The following is an 18,511-nucleotide window of genomic DNA, read 5'->3' as shown; positions in this document are numbered from 1 at the left end:
GGACGGCGTCGCGACGGACGCCCTGGCGGGCGGCGCCGCCGGGCCGGGCGCGCTCGGACCGCTGCTGGCCACCGTCCTCGACTCCCTGGAGACGGGCACCGCCATGCGCTCCGGACCGCTGCCGGCCGGCAGTCCGGCCGAGATCGCCGCACTCGTCGACGACGCGCTGGCCAGCGACGACGGACCGGGCGCGCTCGCCCGGCTCACCGAACTGCTCGCCTACGGCGCCGCCGACCCCGCCGACCCGGCCTGCGCCGCGCACCTGCACTGCCCGCCGCTCGCCGTCGCCGCCGCGGCGGACCTCGCGGTCAGCGCCCTCAACCCCTCCCAGGACTCCTGGGACCAGGCCCCCGCCGCCACCGCCCTGGAGAGCGCACTGCTCGCCGAGATCGCCGGACTGGTCGGCTACGACCCGGCGCGCGCCGCCGGCGTCTTCACCTCCGGCGGCACCGAGTCCAACCTCATGGGGCTCATGCTGGCGCGCGACCAGAAGCTCGACGGCATCGTGGAACTGGACGGCATCCCGGCCGGAGTCCGGCCGTGCATCCTCGCCTCCGAGGCCGCGCACTTCTCCGTCCAGCGCGCCGCCGCCCTGCTCGGCCTCGGCGAGCGGGCCGTCATCCCCGTCCCGGTCGACCGCGGGCTGCGGATACGGGAGGACGAACTGGAACGGGCGATGGCCGAGGCCAGTTGGGCCGGCCGGACCCCGATCGCCGTGGTCGCCACCGCCGGCACCACCGACACCGGGGCCGTCGACCCGTTGTCCGCCGCCGCCGACCTCGCCGGCCGCTACGGCGCCTGGCTGCACGTCGACGCCGCGTACGGCGGCGGCGCGCTGCTCTCCGACCGGCTCGCCCCGCTGCTCGACGGCATCGCCCGCGCCGACTCGGTCTCGCTCGACTGGCACAAGCTCGGCTGGCAGCCGGCCGCGGCCGGGGTCTTCCTGGTCCGCCGCGCGGAGACCTACGTCTCGCTCGCCCGCCGCGCCGAGTACCTCAACCCGGTCGACGACGAGCAGGCCGGGTACCCCAGTCTGCTCGGCCGCTCGCTGCGCACCACCCGCCGGGCCGACGCCTTCAAGCTCGCCGTCACCCTGCGCACCCTCGGCCGCGACGGACTGGGCCGGCTGGTCGACGCCTGCCACGACCTCGCCCGCACCGCCGCCGACGCCGTGCGCGCCGACCCGGCGCTCGAACTCCACGCCGAGCCCGTGCTCACCGTCATCCTCTTCCGCTACCGGCCGCCCGGGGTGACGGACGAGGCGGCGTTGGACGAGGTGAACGGCCGGCTGCGGCGCCTGCTGCTGCGCACCGGCCGGGCGGTGGTCGGCCGCACCGAACTCCCGGGCGACGGCCCGGGCCGGGTCCGGCTGAAGCTCACGCTGCTGAACCCCCACGCCACGGTGGGGGAGGTCGGCGCGCTGCTGCGGGAGGTGGTGGGCGCCGGGCGCAAGGTGGCGGGCGAGCGGGCGGGGTAGGGCGGACGGCTCTGGGCGGGCCGGGCGCTCCCGGGCGGGTCGGCCCTTCGGTCGGACCGGGCTTCCGGGCGGGCAGGCCCCGGGGTTCCGGGCGGGCAGGGCCCGGGGTTCCGGGCGGGCTGGGCCTCGGGATCAGCCGCCCAGGAGGATCGACCGGGTGAGCTCCCAGGTGTCGGGGTCGGCGGCGACCAGGAGGCCGTCCTCGCAGCCGGGGGCCTCCGGGCGGTACGGGGTGCCGTCCGGGCGGGCGGAGACGCCGCCGGCCTCGGTGACCAGGAGCGAGCCGGGGGCGTGGTCCCAGGGAAGGGTGCGCCAGTAGAGGATGAAGTCGAAGCGGCCCTCGACGACGTCCGGGTACTCGATCCCGGCGGCGTGCCGGCCGGGGGAGATCTCGCCGAAGGACGCGATGTTGTCCTGGAGCCGGCGGCGGTGCTCGGCGTCGAGGTAGCGGCTCTTCACCGAGCCGCGCAGCTTCGCGACGTCCCGGGGTGCCGGTGGACGGGTCAGGCGCTCGCCGTCGCGCCAGGCGCCGGAGCCCAGTTCGGCGCAGTAGGCGGTGGCGGTGGCGGGCTGCCAGATCCAGGAGGCGACGGTCCGGCCGGAGCGGACCAGGGAGCACATCACGGCGTACTCGGGTCTACCGGCGACGAAGTTGGCGGTGCCGTCCACCGGGTCGACCAGCCAGACGGCGGGCTCGTCGCGAAGGGCCAGGGCGAGCGACGGGTCGGCGGAGACCGCCTCCTCGCCGACCACGGGGACGGGCAGCAGCTCGTGCAGTCGGCGGGCGATGATCGTCTCGGCCTCGCGGTCGGCGACCGTCACCACCTCGCCGGGGGCCTTCTCCATCACCTCGCCGGCGGCCAGCGCCCGGAAGCGCGGCTCCACCGCCTCGGCCGACGCCTCGGCGAGTATCTCCGCCACCTTGTCCATCAGCACGTTCGCGCTCCCTTCGCTGCATACCACTCTCCCACGAGTGGAGGAACGGGGCGGCGGCGGACCGGGGGCGGTGGGACAGCCGCCGGCCGGGAGGCGACGGGTGACAGCTCACGACTGACAACTGACAGCTGACAGCTTTCGAAATCTGTCAGCTGTCAGTTGTCGGCTGTTATCCGTCACCCGTCGGCCGCCGTCACCCGTCGCCCGTCCTTCGTCCTCCGTCACCCCTCCGCCGGGCTCGGTCCATCGCCGCCCAGGTAGTGGAAGCCCGGGCGAGGGTGCATCAGGAACTCGTGGTGCGAGATGTTCCACGCGTACGCGCCCGCCATCGCGAACAGCACGCGGTCGCCCGTCCGCAGGCCGTCCGCGCCCTCGGCCGCGTGGGCGAGGACGTCCTTCGGGGTGCAGAGCTGTCCGGCCAGGGTGGCGCGGCCGCCGGTGACGGCCGGGCGCGGCCAGGGGTGCGGCCAGGCGTCCACCGGGAGCACCGCGAAGGGCTGGGAGTGCCCCCGGGTCACGGGCGTGCGCAGGTGGTGGGTGCCGCCGCGGACCACCGCGAAGTCCTCGCCGTGGCTCGCCTTCACGTCCAGCACCTCGGTCGCGTACCAGCCGCAGTAGGCGGTCAGCGCCCGGCCGGGCTCGATCCGCAGGGTCAGCCCGGGGTGGGCGTCGAGCAACTCGGCCAGGCCCTCGCCGAAGGCCGTCCAGTCGAAGCGGGAGGAGGGGTCCGCGTAGTCCACGGCCATTCCGCCGCCGATGTTGACCTCCGCCAGGGGGAAGCCGTGCCGCTCGGCCAGTGCGGCCGACCAGGCGACGATCCGCGCCGCGACCGACAGCTGCTCCGCCGCCGGGAGCCCGCTGGCCAGGTGGGCGTGCACGCCGCGCAGCCGCAGCCGGCGCGCCGACGGACCGCCGCCGGTGAGCAGCCGGACGCACTCCTCGGCCCGGTCCGGGTCCAGCCCGAACGGCGTCGGACGGCCGCCCATCGCGAGCGGCACCGCGTCGAGCGCTGCCGTCTCGACCGCGAGGTTGACCCGCAGCAGCACGTCCACGACCGCGCCGGGCCGGTCCGCGAGGACGGCGGCCAGCCGGTGCAGCTCCTGCTCGCTCTCGACGTGCCAGCGGTGCACCCCGGCGTCCACCGCCGCGGTGATCTCGGCCGGAGTCTTGCCCGGCCCGCCGAAGGCCAGAGGAGCGTCCGGCACGACGGCCCGGACGTGGGCCAACTCCCCTCCGCTGGAGACCTCGTAGCCGTCCACCACCGGACGCAGCTCGGTCAGCAGTGGCGCCTCCGGGTTGGCCTTGGCGGCGTAGTACAGCTCGACCCGCTCGGGCAGCGCGGCCCGGACGGCGGCAGCGTGCTCCCGAAGGGCTGCCAAGTCGTAGACGTAGGAGGGAAGTTCGTCGGGGGTGAGGCCGGCGGTGAAGCTGCGGACGGCCTCGGTGGGTCGGACGGCCTCGGCGGGCCGGGCGGTCTCGGTCGTCATCGGGCGGTGCTCCCGGCGGGTAGGCGGACGGGCGTGTGCGCCGGCGGGCGGGCGGACGCGTGGTCCGGTGTGCGGGCGGGCATGCGGGCGGCCCCGGCGAGGACGGAGCCGGCCAGCGGGGAGGGCAGCCGGACGTAGCCGGCCTCGCGGTCGGCCTTGCGCTCCCAGCGGGTCAACAGGTTGGCCTTGGCGGGCAGTGGCACACCGGCGAGCAGAGCGCGCAGCCGGGGCGGGCAGCCGTGCGCGGCGGCATACTCCTCCAGGGTGTCCCGGACGGCCTGCCAGAGCGCGCACTCCAGCTCGGGGTGGCGGTCGGCGAGCGCGGCGAGCAGTTCGGCGACGTGGTTGACCAGCAGGCAGTACACCACCCGGTCCCAGCCGCGTTCCGCGTCGTAGGTCATCGGGCCGGCCACCTCGGGCGCGAGCGCGGCGAGGATGTCGGCGTTCTGCTCGGGGACGAGCTTGGTGCCCTCCAGATCGCGGAAGAGCACCTGGACGGGGTGCCCGGAGGGGTCCACGCCGATCAGCACGTTCTGCAGGTGCGGTTCGAGCACCACACCGTGGTCGAAGTAGGCGGACAGGACCGGCGGGAGGAGCAGTCGCAGGTAGTCGCGCCACCAGTCGAGCGCCGCCGCGCCGTCCGGACTCGCGCCCAGCAGGCGGGAGATGTGCGCGGAACTGGTCGGGTGCTCGTCGGCGACGGCGGCCGTGAGCAGCGGGGTGGCGCCGGGCCGCAGCACACCGCCGAAGCCCTCCCGGACGATCAGGCCGAAGCCCTCGTACAGTGCCCGGTCGGGCCGGCCGTCGGCGCCGGGCAGCGCGAGGGTGCGGAAGGCCGGTTCGCGCAGCACGCCCGAGGCCGGGAAGCGCCGGGCGAGGTCGGCCAGGGCCGGGGCGAGCAGCCGGGTGAGCGCGACGGCGCCGGTGAGCTCGTACGCGGCGTTCTTGCGCAGGCAGTTGGTGATGCGGACGTTCAGGCTGAACTTGAGGAAGGCGTCGGCGCCGTGCAGGGTGCGCACCGAGGCGGTGGCGGTGAAACGCTCGCCGCGGGGGCCCAGGTCGAGGACGTCGCCCCGGGCCAGGGCGGCGCGCAACAGGGGGTGGTCGCCGATGAGTTGGTACTGCCAGGGGTGCGCTGGCAGCAGCCGGTAGCCGTCCGGCACCTCGCCGAGGCCGTCCAGCAGTGCGGTCGCGCTCCCGTCCAGTGACTCCTCGGCCAGCAGGTCCGCGCGGACGGCGAGGTGGCGCAGGGGGAAGGCGGCGCGGGACTCGGGGGCGTAGCCGCGCCAGTCGCCGCGGGCGGCGGATCGGGACTTGGGGGCCGGGTGGAAGCGGTGGCCGAACAGCAGTGCCTGCTCGGACTCCAGGTAGCGGTCGGCGCCGGGGGCCGGCCGGTCGTCCAGGCCCTGGCGGACGCCCTGGTGGCTGGACGCGACCTGGTCGAGGAACTCCTCGTTCACCGTGCCGGTGCGCAGCTCCAGTTCGTGCTGGACGTACTCGGCCAGCTCCTGCCAGCCCAACTCGACCCAGTCGCCGCCCCGTTCGACCTCGACCGGCCCGGTGAAGCGGTGCGCGCCGAGCAGCGAGGTGCGGCGCAGGGCGACCCGCAGCAGGGCGCCTCGGCGCGGCAGCCGCAGCAGCAGGCGGCCGCCGTCGGCGGCGGTCTGGTGCTCGGGCGCGGAGACCTCCCGCAGCAGGCAGTTCAGCAGGGTGTGGACCACCGCCTCGTCGGCGGTGGGCAGTTCGTCGCCGCCGAGCCGGCCGGTGGTGTCGAGGGGCCGGCCGGTGGGGTCGCGGGGTTCGTCGGTCCTGGGCGAGTGGGCGGACTGCTCGGGGGTCATCGGCGACTCCAGCGCTGGCGGAGGGACGGGAGGGTGAGGGTGGCGGCCGCGACGGCGGCCAGCAGGGCGCCGGCGGTTCCGGCCACCACGGGGGCGGCGGCGCCGAACCACCCGTTGGCCAGCGCGGCGACGGCGCCGGCGGCGACGGCGCCGCCCTTGGAGACGAGTTCGAGGGCGCCGAACATCCGCCCGGGCGGGCGCCCCCGGGCGGCACCGGCGGCGAGTACGGCGAGGCAGACCAGCCCGAGTGTGAGCCCGGCGCCGAGCAGCAACCGGACGGCGACGAACACGGGCAGCGAGTATGCCACCGTGTGCCCGGCCAGGCCGAGCGCGACGAAGCCGAAGCCGAGCGCGATGCCGGTGTGCGGGCGGGCGTGGAACACGGTGTGGGTGCGGGAGGCGAACACCAGGTAGCACAGGTGCGGCAGGGCGAACAGCACGCCGGTCGTGGTGCCGTCCACGCCGGGCAGGCGCTGCTCGGCGAGGGCGATCAGGTAGGGGAGGGAGATCACCGTCGCGAAGACGAAGGCGAACTCGAAGGCGTAGAGCGGCAGCAGCGACACCGTGGCGACCCGCTCGGCCGGCCGGCCGGCGGTGGCCGCCGCGGCCTCGGCGAGCTCCGGTTCGGGCAGCAGGGAGAGGAACACCGCTGCCGCGAGCGGGAGTACGGCCATCACGAGGTACTGGCGGTGCGGATCGATCCACGGGGAGAGCGCCCCGACCAGGATCGGCGCCGCCACCAGCGCCGCCCGCGCGCTGCCCTGCATCAGGGTGAGGGCGCGGGAGAGCCGGGAGCCGTCGAGCGCGGCGGCCAGATAGCCGTTGGTGGCGGCGAAGGTGCCGCCGAGGAAGCCCTGGAGGACCAGCGCGAGGGTGAACGCGGTCAGGCTGTCGGCCGCCCCGGCCAGCAGGAAGGAGACGGCGAGGCCGAGTTGGGCGCGCAGCAGCAGTCGCTTGCGCCCGAAGCGGTCGGCCAGCCGGCCCCACAGCGGTGCGCCGAGCGCGCTGAACACCGTCGGGACGATGTACAGCACACCGGCCCAGCGGGCCTGGGGGTCGCCGAGGGCGGGCAGGATCGCGGTCAGAAAGGGCGGCAGGCCGAGAGCGGCGAAGGAGGCGACGAAGTAGCAGGCCGCGACGGCGTGCACCTGGCGCCGGGCGAGCCCGCCGGAGGGGTCGGCCGATGGCTGCGACCGCTGCGGCAGGGTCTCCGCGCTCACCGGTGGGTCCCGTCCGGGTGCCGGTGGCCGTGCGGACCGCCGTACGGTCGGTTGTCCGGGTGACTGTCCAGGTGGCTGCCCGGGTGACTGTACGGACGGGTGTCCTGAGGAGCGTCCGGATGGTTCCGCGCGTGCTCGTTCAGATGGTCCTGCGGTGGTTCGCAGGCCTGTTCGCGCAGGTAGTTGGGCCCGCTGGTGTAGTGCTTGTTGATGTCGGCGGCCCCCGAGCGCTGCTTGCTGAGCAGTGTTCCGGCGGTGACCATGGCCTTGACCGGCAGCCGCTCGGCGTCCAGCAGGGCGGCCCGCAGGGGTTCGCCGACCGGCCCGATCCGCGCCACGGACTCCGCCGTGTGCTTCCTCAACAGGTCCAGGGTGTCCGCGAGTTCGGCCCTTCCGTGGTCGGCGAGGCCGAAGGCGAGGGCGCCGGTGCACAGGTGGCCGGTGATGGTGGCGAACAGGTCGACGAGCGGCCGGTCGTCCTCGCCGAAGATCCGCGCGTCGTCGAACTCCTCCTGGTCGGGTGCGAGTTCGCCGAGCGAGGCGGTCATCCGGGCGGTGTGCACGCGCGGTCCGTCGTCGTCCTTGTAGAGCAGCCGCAGGCCGTTCCGGTCGAGCACCAGGGAGGTGTTCTGCTGGTGCGACTCCAGGGCCACGCCGTGGCCGAACAGTGCGGCCTGCCAGTCGAGCAGCAGCTCCAGCAGGGCGTCGTAGCAGGCGAGGACGTCGCCGCCGTAGTAGCGGTCCGCGAGGTGGTCGACGACGAGCCGCCCGCCGGGCGCGGGGGCCAGCAGGGCGGCCAGCGGGACGGTCGACGCCTGCTCCAGTCCTGCCGGGTAGCGGCGCAGCAGTACGGCCAGCAGCTCGTGCCCGGCGTGTGCCCAGGACTGCTCGTCGGCGTGCAGGACGCGGCCGGCGAAGCGCGGCTCGCGCGCCAGGACGGCCTCGATCAGCCGTTGGCCGGCGGCGCCGTCGAGCAGCGTGCCGGGCTTGATGGTGCGGCGGTTGAGGCGGCCCAGAGTGGCGGTGGCCAGCGGGAGCTTGAGGTGGCAGGCGGGGTCGTCGGCGACGGCGACGGTGCGCATGGACAGCGTCGGGACGACGGTCAGGTACGACCGTTCGGCGAGCACCGCGCGGCCGGCCAGGCCGGTGGCGGCCAGTGCCTCGTCCAGCGGCGCGCCGACGGTGAGGGGGTGGACCGGAAGAGTGGCCCAGCCCTCGCCGGGGCACCGGTCGGCGAGGCCGAGCCAGGCCGGGGTGGGCCACCAGCTCGGCAGCGGCCGGTCGCCGTGGACGGTCAGCGCGCCGGCCGGGACGGCCAGCCAGCGCAGTTCGAAGGGGGCGTGGAACTCGGGTGCGTAGGACTGGAGTTGGGATTCGCTGAGGCCGGAGCGGCCGCGTGCGGTGGGGTAGACCGGGTGGTCGAGGTAGGCGGCCAGGGTGTCGTGGCCGAGGGCGGCGGCGAGGCCGGTCCAGTCGGCCGGGTCCGCGCCGTACAGGTCGGCGAGCCGGTCGTGCACCTCGGGGCGGACGCGCTCGTGCAGCTCCATGGTGGCGAGGGTCTGGCGGCACTCCTCGGCGAAGGCCGCCCAGCCGGGCCGGTCCTCGGCCTCGGCGGACTCGGCGAGTCCCGCCACGACGGCGTCCGGACCGGTGAGCCGCCGGCCGGCCAGCTCCAGCAGCGGCAGCCGGGCCGCGTACTCGCACTGGAAGCCCTCCGGGCGTACGGGCAGGGCGAGTTGCAGCCCGGGAACGGTCAGCCAGGGGCCGTCGGCGCGGTCCTCGACGGTGCCGTGGGAGCGCAGGCCGAGGACGTCCTCGCGCAGCAGGGCGGAGAGCACGCGCAGGGTGAGCTGCTCGGCCGCGGTCCACGGCTTCTCGCCGGCCGCGGTCGACGGCTGTCCGGCGGGAGTCGCGGGGTGGGCCCCGGCCGCGGTCCGGTGTCCGCGGGCCGTGGCGGGTCGGTCTCCGGCGGTCACGGGGTGATCTCCCAGCGGTTGGCGGCGAGGAAGCGGGCGGCGGCGGCGTCGACCGCTGCCTGGTCGGTGCCGACCGTCCAGACGACGCCCAGGTAGTCGCGGTTGGTGCGGTAGTGCTCGTGGCGCTCGCCGACCGGGCGCAGCGGGCGATAGGCGAGCCGGACGCCGTCGCGCTCCTCGTCGTACGGACCGGGGGCGGCGGCGAGGACGCCGGCGCGGTCGGCGCAGACCACCTCGTTGCGGGCCCGGCGGGGCGTGGCGGCGCACTGCTCGGCGAGGTCGGCGGGCAGGTCGCGGCCCAGGTGGACACCGAGGATCAGCTCGAACAGGGGTATGCCGAGGACCTCGGCCAGCATCAGGTCGCACTGGTCGCCGATGGCGCGGTAGTTGACCTCGATGATGCGGGCGCGGCCGTCCGGCTGGACGACGAACTCGGTGTGGCAGGAGCCGAAACCGACGCCCAGCGCGTCGAGTTGGGCGAGCACCTGGTCGACCACCGGCTGCGGGTGGGCCGGGACGAAGGTGAGCACCTCCTCGATGAAGTCGGGCGGCGGGGAGACCCGGGTGCGGAAGCCGCCGAGGACGTGTCGTCGCCGGGCGTCGCCGAGGGTCTCCAGGGTGCACAGCTGCCCGGTCAGGAACTCCTCGACGACCAGGGTGGCGCCGGCCCTGCGGTGCTGGATCTCCCGGCAGCGCCGGGCGAGTTCGTCGGCGTCGGCGACCAGGGTGACGTCCTCGCTGGCGACCCCCTCGCGGGGCTTGACCACACAGGGGAACGGCACGTCCAGCTCGGCCGGGTCCTGGCCGGGGTCCAGCTCGGCGGACCGGACGGTGTCCAGGCCGGTCAGTGCGAGGTGGCGGCGCAGTTGGCCCTTGTCCTTGGCGCGCAGCGCGGCCTTCCAGTCCTTGGCCGGGAGGCCGAAGTACTCGGCGGCCAGCGCGGTCTGGGTCTGGAGGTGGTCGCTGTTGCTGAACACCGCCTCGGGCGCGTGGCCGGGGGCGGCCGCGGTGCGGCGGGAGATGAGGCTGATGACGGCGCGGAAGTCGCGGACGTCGCACTCCAGGACCTCGGGTGCGGGGAAGGACAGCTCGGCGTAGGCCCGCCGGTGGGCTTCGGCGCCGTCGGTCAGGACGGTGACGTCGAGCCCGAGCCGGGCGGCGGCGGGCAGGAAGCCGGAGGTGACCGAGTCGGTGGGGTTGAGCGCGAGCAGGTAGAGGCGCATGGAGGGTCCTCGGAGGGTGGCGGAGGAAGGAGGGCGAACAGATGACAGCTGACAACTTTCGAAATCTGTCAGTTGAATTCCGTCGTCTGTCATCGGCCGTCCGACGGATGACGGACGTCATCTGTTCGCCTCGGCTGTCGACGGTTACTTCGGCGCGTCCACGCCCGCCGCCTTGGCGATGTCGCCGAGCATCGCGTCGGCGGCCTGGACTCCGATGCCGGACATCCAGGTCTCGTCCGGGACGTTGAACACCTTGTTGTTCTTGACGGCGTTCAGGCCCTGCCAGACCGGGGTCTGCTGGACCTCGCTCTCCTTGGTCTTGGTCGGGTCGTCGGCGGTGGTGACGAACACCAGGTCCGCGTCGGCCTGGTTGATCTGTTCGGCGCTGACCTCGACGATGTTCTGCTCCACGTCCTGCGGGGCCGGACGGGCCAGGCCGACGTCCTTGAGCACCACGCCGCTGTAGGAGGCCTTGGCGTACAGGCGGGTCGGGCCGGCCACGAAGCGGACCACCGACGCCGTCGGCATGGTCCCGTCGTTCTTCGCCTTGATCGCCTCACCGAGCTTCTTCGCCCGCGCCTCGTAGTCGGCCAGCGCCTTCTTGGCGTCGTCCTCCTTGCCGAGCGCCTGGGCGTACAGCGCGAGGTTCTCCTTCCACGGGAAGCCCGTGGTCTCGGCCAGTACGGTCGGGGCGATCGCGTTCAGCTGGTCGTACACCTTGGCGTGGCGGACCTTGGAGGAGAGGATCAGGTCGGGCTTGAGGGAGGCGATCAGCTCCAGGTTCGGCTCGTTCATCGGGCCGACGTCCTTGGTGTCCTTGATCTTGTCCTTGAGGTAGTTCGGGAACCCGCCCTCGGTCTTCATGTGCGGGGACACGGCGCCGACCGGCGTGATGCCGAGCAGGGTGACGTCGTCCAGCTCGCCGCTGTCCAGCACCACGACGCGCTTGGGCCGGCTCTTGATCTGGGCCGTTCCGGCGGCGTGCTTGACGCTGCGCGGGAATCCGGCGGCGGTGGCGGCCGAGCCGGAGGACGCGGACGACGCGGAGTCGCCGCCCGACTCGGCGCCGTCCCCGGTGCTGCCGCAGGCGGCGAGCAGGGTGGTGGAGAGGGCGACGGCGAGGACGGCGACAGGGAGTCGGCGGTTCATCGGGGTTCCTTGGGTCGGTTCGAGCCGGCTGCCCGAACAGGGGTGTGGGGAGGGGGAGTTCATCAACAGGAGGTCAGGGGGAGATCAGGGGGGAGATCAGGGGGGAGGTCAGGGGGACGGCGGGGCGTCACCGCGCCGCGTCCGTGCTCGCGGCACGACCAGCGGCGTGCCGGTCTCCGGGTCGGGCACGACCCGGCACGGCACCTGGAAGACGGCTTCCACCAGTTCCGCCGTCAGCACCTCCGACGGCGGACCGGCGGCCGCGAGCCGCCCGTCCTTGAGCACCACCAGGTGGTCGGCGTACCGGGCGGCCTGCCCGAGGTCGTGCAGCACCATCACGACGGTCCGCCCGGCCTCGGCGTGCAGGTCGGCGACCAGGTCGAGGACGTCCAGCTGGTGGCGCAGATCCAGGAAGGTGGTCGGCTCGTCGAGCAGCAGCAGGTCGGTCTCCTGGGCGAGGGCGAGCGCGATCCAGACCCGCTGGCGCTGCCCGCCCGAGAGCCGGTCCACCTGGCGGTCGCGCAGCTCGGCGGTGCCGGTGCGCTCCAGCGCCTCCTCGACCGCCGTCTGGTCCGCCTTGGACCACGGGCTGAGCATCCGCTGGTGCGGGTAGCGCCCGAGCCGCACCAGCGCCTCGACGGTGACGGCTTCGGGGGTGACGGGCTGCTGGGGGAGCAGCCCCATCCGCTTGGCGAGCGCCCGGGCGGGCATCCGGTGGATGTCGGCGCCGTCCAGGGTGACCGTCCCGGCGGCCGGGTCGAGCAGCCGGACCAGCCCGCGCAGCAGCGTGGACTTTCCGCAGGCGTTCGGCCCGACGATCGCGGTGACGGCGTCGCCGGGCAGTTCGAGGTCGAGCCCGTCCACGATGGTCCGGTCGCCGTAGCGCAGGCCGAGGCCCCGGGCGGCGAGCCGGTTGGCACCGGCACCGGCGGCCACAACGGCGGGACTCCCGGCAGTCGCACCCGAGGCTTCGGCGGCCCTGTCAACCCTGTCAACCCTGTCAGCCCGTTCGGCCCCAGTGGTCCCAGCAGCCCCGGTGGCCCCGGCGGCGCCGGCCGTCCCGGCGGTCGTCTCGACGGAGGTCATCAGCTGCTCCTCTGGGGAAGCCGGCCCTGGCGGATCATCAGCACCAGGAGCCAGGGCGCGCCGAGGGTGGCGGTGACGGCACCGACCGGCAGGCCGTGGACGGGGATCACGTGCAGCACGAGGAGGTCGGCGGAGAGCAGCAGTACGGCGCCGGTGAGCGCGGTGAGGCCGAGCGTGCCGAGGGTGGGCGGTCCGGCGAGCAGCCGGACCAGGTGCGGGACGGCGAGGGCGACGAAGGCGACCGGCCCGGTGAGCGCGGCGGCCAGCGAGGCCAGGGTGATGGTGAGCAGCAGCAGTCCGAGCCGGTCCCGGGCCGGGCTGAGGCCGAGGCCGCCGGCCGAGTCGTCGCCGAGGTCGAGCACGGCGATCCGCCGCTGGCAGAGCAGCAGGGCGACGGCGGTCAGCGCGATGGCGGTGCCGCCGATCGACACCTCGGTCCAGTTGCGGCCGTAGAGCGAGCCGGTGGTCCACTGGAGCGCGGAGGAGGCCAGCTCGGCCGGGAACCGTACGATCATCAGATTCACGGCGGCGGCCAGGCCTTGCTGGACCGCCAGTCCGACCAGCACCAGCCGGGTGACGGCCATCCTGGAGCGCCAGGCGAAGCCGCCGAGCAGCAGCGCCGCGAGCAGCCCGCCGCCGACCGCGGCCAGCGGGATCAGCTGCTGGGAGGCGCCGGTGGCGAGCATCAGCACCGCACCGAAGGAGGCGCCGCCGGTGATGCCGATGGTGTCGGGGGCGGCGAGCGGATTGCGGAACAGCCGCTGGAGCGTCGATCCGGCCATCGCCAGCCCGGCACCCGCGATCAGTGCCGAGACCACCCGGGGCGCGCGGAACTGCCGCACCACCAGGACGTTTCCGGGCTCGCCCTGTCCGACCAGCGCGCGCAGCGCGTCCCAGGCGGAGATGCCGACCCGCCCGGTGCCGAGTGCGATCCCGGTCAGCAGCACCAGCAGCGCGGCGGCCACCAGCGACCAGACGGCGGTACGGGCGCGGCGGCGGCCGAGGGCCCGGACGGGCAGGGGGATCGCGGTCACCTGGCCACCTTCCGGGCCAGCACCGCGAGCAGCGGCGCACCGAGGAACGCGGTCACGATGCCGACCTCGATCTCGGACGGGCGGACCACCAGCCGGCCGAGCACGTCGGCGGTGAGCAGCAGCAGTGGACCGGTGACCAGGCAGCCGGGCAGCAGCCAGCGGTGGTCGTTGCCGAGCAGTGGACGGACCAGGTGCGGGGCAGCCAGTCCGATGAACGCCAGCGGTCCGGCCACGGCGACCGCGCTGCCCGCGAGCAGCACCACGGCCAGGCCGCCGACCACCCGGATCCGGGCCACCGGCACGCCCAGCGCCTGCGCGGTCTCGTCGCCGAGCGCCAGCGCGTTGAGGGCGGGTGCCACGGCGAGGGCGCCGACCAGGCCGAGCACGAGGAAGGGCAGGACGGGGGTGAGGGTGTCCAGGTGCCGCCCGGCGATCGAGCCGGCCAGCCAGAACCGGGCCTCGTCCAGGGTGCGGTGACTGGCCAGCATCAGCGCGGAGGTCCAGGAGGTGAGCACCACGGTGAGCACGGTGCCGCCGAGCGCGAGCCGGACCGGGTCGAGGTCCCCGCCTCGCCGGGACATCGCGTACGCGGCGACGGCGGCGACGGCCGCCCCGGCGAAGGCGAACCAGACGTACTCGACCGGGCGGGCGAGGTTCAGCGTGTAGATCGCGGCGACCACGAAGAGGCTCGCCCCGGCGTTGATGCCGAGGGTGACCGGGGAGGCCAGCGGGTTGCGGGTCACGCCCTGGGCGACCGCCCCGGCGACGCCGAGCGCGGCCCCGACCGCCAGTCCGATGAGCGTGCGCGGGACCCGAAGGCCCGTCACCACGTCGGCGTCACCGCCGTGGGCGGCACCGGTGAGGGCGTCGAGCACGGTGGAGAGCGGAATGGAACGGGAGCCCAGCGCAAGGCTCAGGGCGGCACACAGCACGAGCGCACACACGCCGGCGAACAGCAGCAGGGGCTGCCGGACCGCCGGAGAACGAGGCGTCGCCGGGGCTGTGGGGGCCGGCGGGTCGGTTCTCAGCACGAAGCGAGATCTTAGGTTAGGTTCGCCTAAGTTCGTCAAACCCCGACGGGCTCGGCCGATGGGGCCGACGGGTCGACCGGCGGGCCGGGCCGTGGTCGCCGGGCGCCGTGAGGCGTTGTAAGGTGAGCCTCACCTTAATCGATCATGCAGAATCGATCTCGGGAGTGCCAATGGTTCCCGGAACACCCATGCCCGTCGCGCCCTCGGTGCGTGCCGGGGCCCCGGCGCTCGTCGCCGACTACCGGCGACTGGTGGAGCTCTGCCCAGTGCTGGAGCTGCGCCTCCTGGACAGCGGCGAGCCCGACCCGCGCGCCGCCGACGGCTGGCACTCCGGAGCCCGACTCGCCGCCGACGAAAGCGCGCTGGCCGCGGTCCTGGCCGGTGCGGAGGCCCGCATCGCCGACGAGCACGGCAGTGCCCCGCGACCGCACGTCACCGCCTCCCGGCTGCTCCACCACTACGCCTGGTCGGCCTGCCTGCTGATCGCCGGCCCCTGGCACCTCTCCCGCCGAGTGCCGGCCGTCGACCCCGCCGACCTCTGGCTGCACGCCCCCACCGGTGCGCTCGCCCTGCGCCCGCGCGGCCACGTCACCCTGCCCGGCGATGTCACCATGCCTGGCCACGTCACCCTGCCCGGCGACGACGAACTGCGCGCCGAACTGCGGACCGCCGTGGTCGCGCACCTCGGGCCGGTGCTCGCCGCGTTCGCCGGGCCCACCCGGCGCCGCGACCGCGCCCTCTGGGGCATGGTGACGGACGACCTGGCCTCCGCCCTCTGGTACCTCGGCCGGATGCTCGGCGAGGAGGACGCCTCCGTCGCCGCCGCCGAGGCCGTCCTGCCCGGTGGCACCCTGCCGCTCCCCGGCGGCGCCGACTTCCGCCGCCTGCACACCCCCGACGGGCGCGCCCACCACACCCGCACCCGGCTCGGCTGCTGCCTCTACTACGCGGTCGGGCCCGCGGCGACCGCCTGCCTGACCTGCCCCCGGACCTCCGACGAGGAACGCCTGCGGCGGCTCTGACGCCCCGTCCGCGAACCCGCCGCACCGCGGGGTTCGCTGTCAGTGGCATGGGCTATGGTCGCCGGCATGATCGATTCCACCGTGCGGGTCCGGATCGCCCGCCCCTCGCGCGACCTCGCGGCGGCCGAGCGGTTCTACGTCGGCGGCCTCGGCCTCGCCGTGCTGTGGCGCAGCACCGAGCGGGTGTCCGGCGAGCACGACCTGCTGATGGTCGGCCCGTCCGGCGGCAGCTGGCACTTCGAGCTGACGCACGACCCGGAGCGGCCGCTGGAGCCCACCCCGACGGTGGACGACCTGTTCGTCGTCTACCTCGGCGCCCCGGTGGACGAGGCCCTGGTCGCCCGGCTGGAGGAGGCCGGCGGCACCCGGGTCGAGTCCCACAACCCGTACTGGGACGAGTACGGCGTGACGGTGGCCGACCCGGACGGCTACCGGCTGGTGCTCTGCTCCCGCACCTGGGGCGCCTGAGCGTCCGGCGCCAGGCGCACCGGGTCGGCCGTAGCCGTCGGGCCCTCCTCGCGCGGTGCGGGAGGGGGCGTCCGTCCCGCGGCCCCGACCGGCATCACCGCCACGCCCCGGTCCAGGTCCACGCCCAGGTGCGGCGGCCCGCCGGCCTGCGCGTCGTCCCGCAGCACGAGCTGCTCCCGCTTCTGCTCGATCTGCACCTGCTTGCCCGGGCTGAACAGGGCGTGCAGCTCGTCCAGCCCGCCGGCGCCCATCCCGGCCCCGGGCCCGCGGCGCCGCGGGCGCGACGAGGACTCGTCCTGAACCTGCCACGCCGCCAGCAGCACCATCCCCAGCACCGCCACCACCGCCGCCGCCACACCCACGATCCACCCCATGCCCGCTCAACGCGGCCGCGGGGCCGTCGCGTTCCCGGGGCAGGGCCGGGAGGAGTTGGGCCGGGCTGGACCGGGCTGAGCTGGGTCGGGCCGGGCAGGGCCGGGCCGGGCCCAGGACGCCGGCGCGCCGTGGGCGCAGTGCGGGCGCAGTGTGGCGAAAACCGCATGGGCGGGCGACGGGCCCACCGGATACGCTGCCGGACGAACCGGAAGGAGCGCCCTGACCATGCCCGTGCGCGGAACCCTCGTGGACATTCCGACGGCGGACGGCACCGCCGACGCCTACCTCGCCCACCCCGACGACGGCCGGGCCCACCCGGCTGTCATCCTCTACATGGACGCCTTCGGGCTCCGACCGCACCTTGAGCGCATGGCCGACCGGCTGGCCGCGGCCGGGTACACCGTGCTCGTCCCCAACGCCTTCTACCGGGCGGGGCGCGCGCCGGTCGTCGAACTGCCGGAGCTCATCGACCTGGAGCAGGCCGACGAGCTGTTCGCCCGGATCGTCCCGCTGCTCGACACGCTCACCCCGGAGGCGACCGCGCGCGACGCGGACGCGTATCTGCGCTGGCTCGGCGAGTCCCCGCTGGTCCAGGACGGCCCGGTCGGCCTGACCGGCTACTGCCGCGGGGCCCTGCTGGCGCTGCGCACGGCCGCCAGTCACCCGGACCGGATCGCCGTCGCGGCCGGATTCCACGGCGGCAGCCTCGCCACCGACAGCCCGGACAGCCCGCACCTGGGCGCCGACCGGATCACCGCAGAGCTGTACTTCGGCCACGCGGACGACGACCCCGCGCTGCCGCCCGAGCAGATCGACCGGCTCGCCGCGGCCCTCACCGCCGCCGGCGTCCGGTACCGGGCCGAGGTCTACGCCGGCGCCCCGCACGGCTACACCCAGGCCGACACCAGCCGCTACGACGCCGCGGCCGCCGAGCGGCACTGGGAGGCGCTGCTCGGCCTGCTGAAGCGGGTCCTGCCGGCCTGAGGTCGTACCTGTTGACCGGGCGCCCGTTCGGCCACGCACCGGTCCGCGCGAGTCCGCACCGGTCCGCGCGGGTCCGCGGGAGTCCACACAGGTCCGCGCGGGTCCGCGCGGTCATCGGAACCGGCCCCGGGGGAGGGGCCGGACCACGATCCAGGGGGGACGGCACATGAACGCCAGCCAGGACGAGCGGGCGAAGCCCGCCGGGCCGGATCTGCGGAGCGTCCAGCAGGCCGTCGCGCGGGCGCTCGGCGAGCACCTGCCCGGCGGCGTGCGCAGCGGTGAACTGGACCGCGACGGAAGGGCGTTGCGCTGGGTGGAGGCCGGGCGGGGCGGTGTCGCACCGATGGTCCTGATCGCGGGTTGCGGCACCACGGCGCTCGGCTGGTCGGCCGTCCTGCCCGAACTCGCCCGGTACGGGCGGGTCGTGGCGTACGACCGGGCGGGGTTGGGCGCCAGCGAGCCCGGTCGGGCCGCCGCCCCGACGCTGGGCGGCCAGATCGCCGACCTGGCCGCCCTCGTTCAGCACCTGGAAGCTGGACCGGCGCTCCTGATCGGGCACAGCTGGGGCGGCCAGCTGGCCCAACTCCTCGCCTGGCAGCGGCCGGAGCTGGTGGCCGGGCTGGTCCTGGTGGACCCGGCGCACGAGGAGTTCCAGCCATGGTCCATCCGGGTCGCCGAGGCGGTGCTGAACCGGCTGTGGCTGTACCGGGCTGGATCGGCGCCGACGGCGTCGGCACCGGCGTCCCTCGATGCGGAGGTGCCGCTCGATCGGGCGACGCCGCTCGATCCGGTGACGCCGCTCGACCGGGCCGAGGCGGCCGTGATCGCGCACCGGCACCAGCGGCGGGCCGTCCTCGCCGAGCAGCGGCTGACCTCCGTCGCCGTTCCGGAGATCCGGCGACGCCGCTCCACCGCGCGACCGTTCGAGATGCCGGTGACGGTCCTGAGCGCGACCCGGGGACTGCCCGGTGCGATGCGCGTCCGCTGGACCGCCCTGCAGGCGGGCATCGCGAGGAACGCCGTCCGGGGAACCCACAGCACGGTCCACGGTGCCGGTCACGCCATTCAGGCCGACCGGCCCCGGGCGGTCGTCGCGGCCGTCCGAGAGGTTTCGGGTCACGCCCGATACTTCCTCATGGACTGATGATTCGTGCTCAATTCCTGTCCGGACCTGATCAACTGAGCCCGCAACCCGCTCTGGC

Annotated in this window: 16 protein-coding genes; 5 read left to right on the top strand and 11 right to left on the bottom strand. The window is 75.0% G+C overall.

Translation table 11 applies throughout. The features are described 5' to 3' along the window. Window positions 1-22: 22 nt before the first annotated feature. Window positions 23-1,477, top strand: a complete 1,455-nt coding sequence (locus ACFVHV_RS06535; RefSeq protein WP_380349361.1) for a pyridoxal phosphate-dependent decarboxylase family protein — start codon at window positions 23-25, stop codon at window positions 1,475-1,477. 132 nt (window positions 1,478-1,609) lie between these two features. Here ACFVHV_RS06535 and ACFVHV_RS06530 read toward each other — a convergent pair whose 3' ends face one another. From ACFVHV_RS06530 to ACFVHV_RS06485, 10 genes are all read right to left on the bottom strand, one after another. Continuing rightward, window positions 1,610-2,407 (bottom strand): inositol monophosphatase family protein, encoded by a 798-nt coding sequence (locus ACFVHV_RS06530; protein ID WP_380349358.1) that lies wholly within the window; start codon window positions 2,405-2,407, stop codon window positions 1,610-1,612. Between the two features lie 227 nt (window positions 2,408-2,634). Next, window positions 2,635-3,900 carry a type III PLP-dependent enzyme gene (locus ACFVHV_RS06525; RefSeq protein ID WP_380349190.1) on the bottom strand — a complete coding sequence of 422 codons (1,266 nt, stop codon included), beginning with the start codon at window positions 3,898-3,900 and terminating at the stop codon, window positions 2,635-2,637. Next, window positions 3,897-5,741 carry an IucA/IucC family protein gene (locus ACFVHV_RS06520; protein WP_380349188.1) on the bottom strand — a complete coding sequence of 615 codons (1,845 nt, stop codon included), beginning with the start codon at window positions 5,739-5,741 and terminating at the stop codon, window positions 3,897-3,899. The genes ACFVHV_RS06525 and ACFVHV_RS06520 overlap by 4 nt, the downstream gene beginning before the upstream one ends. Continuing rightward, window positions 5,738-6,961, bottom strand: a complete 1,224-nt coding sequence (locus tag ACFVHV_RS06515) for an MFS transporter (protein ID WP_380349187.1) — start codon at window positions 6,959-6,961, stop codon at window positions 5,738-5,740. The genes ACFVHV_RS06520 and ACFVHV_RS06515 overlap by 4 nt, the downstream gene beginning before the upstream one ends. Continuing rightward, window positions 6,958-8,937 carry an IucA/IucC family protein gene (locus ACFVHV_RS06510; RefSeq protein ID WP_380349185.1) on the bottom strand — a complete coding sequence of 660 codons (1,980 nt, stop codon included), beginning with the start codon at window positions 8,935-8,937 and terminating at the stop codon, window positions 6,958-6,960. The genes ACFVHV_RS06515 and ACFVHV_RS06510 overlap by 4 nt, the downstream gene beginning before the upstream one ends. Further along, complete coding sequence (locus ACFVHV_RS06505) at window positions 8,934-10,160, bottom strand: acetyl-CoA carboxylase biotin carboxylase subunit family protein (RefSeq protein ID WP_380349183.1); 1,227 nt, start codon at window positions 10,158-10,160, stop codon at window positions 8,934-8,936. Before ACFVHV_RS06505 ends, ACFVHV_RS06510 begins: the two co-directional genes overlap by 4 nt. 144 nt (window positions 10,161-10,304) lie before the next feature. Next, window positions 10,305-11,309, bottom strand: a complete 1,005-nt coding sequence (locus tag ACFVHV_RS06500) for an iron-siderophore ABC transporter substrate-binding protein (RefSeq protein WP_359898601.1) — start codon at window positions 11,307-11,309, stop codon at window positions 10,305-10,307. A gap of 108 nt (window positions 11,310-11,417) precedes the next feature. Beyond that, entirely contained in the window at window positions 11,418-12,245 is an 828-nt protein-coding gene (locus tag ACFVHV_RS06495) for an ABC transporter ATP-binding protein (RefSeq protein WP_380349181.1), read from the bottom strand. A 149-nt stretch (window positions 12,246-12,394) separates the two neighbouring features. Next, window positions 12,395-13,429, bottom strand: coding sequence for a FecCD family ABC transporter permease (locus tag ACFVHV_RS06490; protein ID WP_380349179.1), 1,035 nt, complete (start codon window positions 13,427-13,429; stop codon window positions 12,395-12,397). After that, window positions 13,426-14,391: a FecCD family ABC transporter permease gene (locus tag ACFVHV_RS06485; protein ID WP_380349355.1), complete on the bottom strand. Its 966-nt coding sequence runs from the start codon at window positions 14,389-14,391 to the stop codon at window positions 13,426-13,428. Before ACFVHV_RS06485 ends, ACFVHV_RS06490 begins: the two co-directional genes overlap by 4 nt. A 257-nt stretch (window positions 14,392-14,648) precedes the next feature. On the opposite strand from ACFVHV_RS06485, the gene ACFVHV_RS06480 reads away from it, so the two are divergent. Next, the gene (locus tag ACFVHV_RS06480; protein ID WP_380349178.1) at window positions 14,649-15,482 is read left to right on the top strand and encodes a (2Fe-2S)-binding protein; all 834 of its coding nucleotides are present in this window, start codon (window positions 14,649-14,651) and stop codon (window positions 15,480-15,482) included. A gap of 66 nt (window positions 15,483-15,548) precedes the next feature. Then, a complete protein-coding gene (locus ACFVHV_RS06475; RefSeq protein WP_359898598.1) occupies window positions 15,549-15,950 on the top strand; it encodes a VOC family protein in 402 nt (133 codons plus the stop codon). On the opposite strand, the gene ACFVHV_RS06470 is transcribed toward ACFVHV_RS06475, so the two are convergent. Beyond that, window positions 15,911-16,324: a DUF6191 domain-containing protein gene (locus ACFVHV_RS06470; protein ID WP_380349176.1), complete on the bottom strand. Its 414-nt coding sequence runs from the start codon at window positions 16,322-16,324 to the stop codon at window positions 15,911-15,913. The two genes, ACFVHV_RS06475 and ACFVHV_RS06470, sit on opposite strands and share 40 nt — an antisense overlap. A 226-nt stretch (window positions 16,325-16,550) precedes the next feature. Between ACFVHV_RS06470 and ACFVHV_RS06465 the strand changes: the two genes are divergently transcribed. Further along, window positions 16,551-17,309, top strand: coding sequence for a dienelactone hydrolase family protein (locus ACFVHV_RS06465; protein ID WP_380349174.1), 759 nt, complete (start codon window positions 16,551-16,553; stop codon window positions 17,307-17,309). 166 nt (window positions 17,310-17,475) lie between these two features. Then, entirely contained in the window at window positions 17,476-18,453 is a 978-nt protein-coding gene (locus ACFVHV_RS06460; protein WP_380349172.1) for an alpha/beta fold hydrolase, read from the top strand. Window positions 18,454-18,511 lie beyond the last annotated feature (58 nt).

The organism is Kitasatospora sp. NPDC127116, from assembly GCF_042677365.1.
GTDB lineage: Bacteria > Actinomycetota > Actinomycetes > Streptomycetales > Streptomycetaceae > Kitasatospora > Kitasatospora lactacystinica.
The sequence above is the reverse complement of the archived record's forward strand: the minus strand, read 5'-3'. Positions and strand labels throughout refer to the sequence as shown.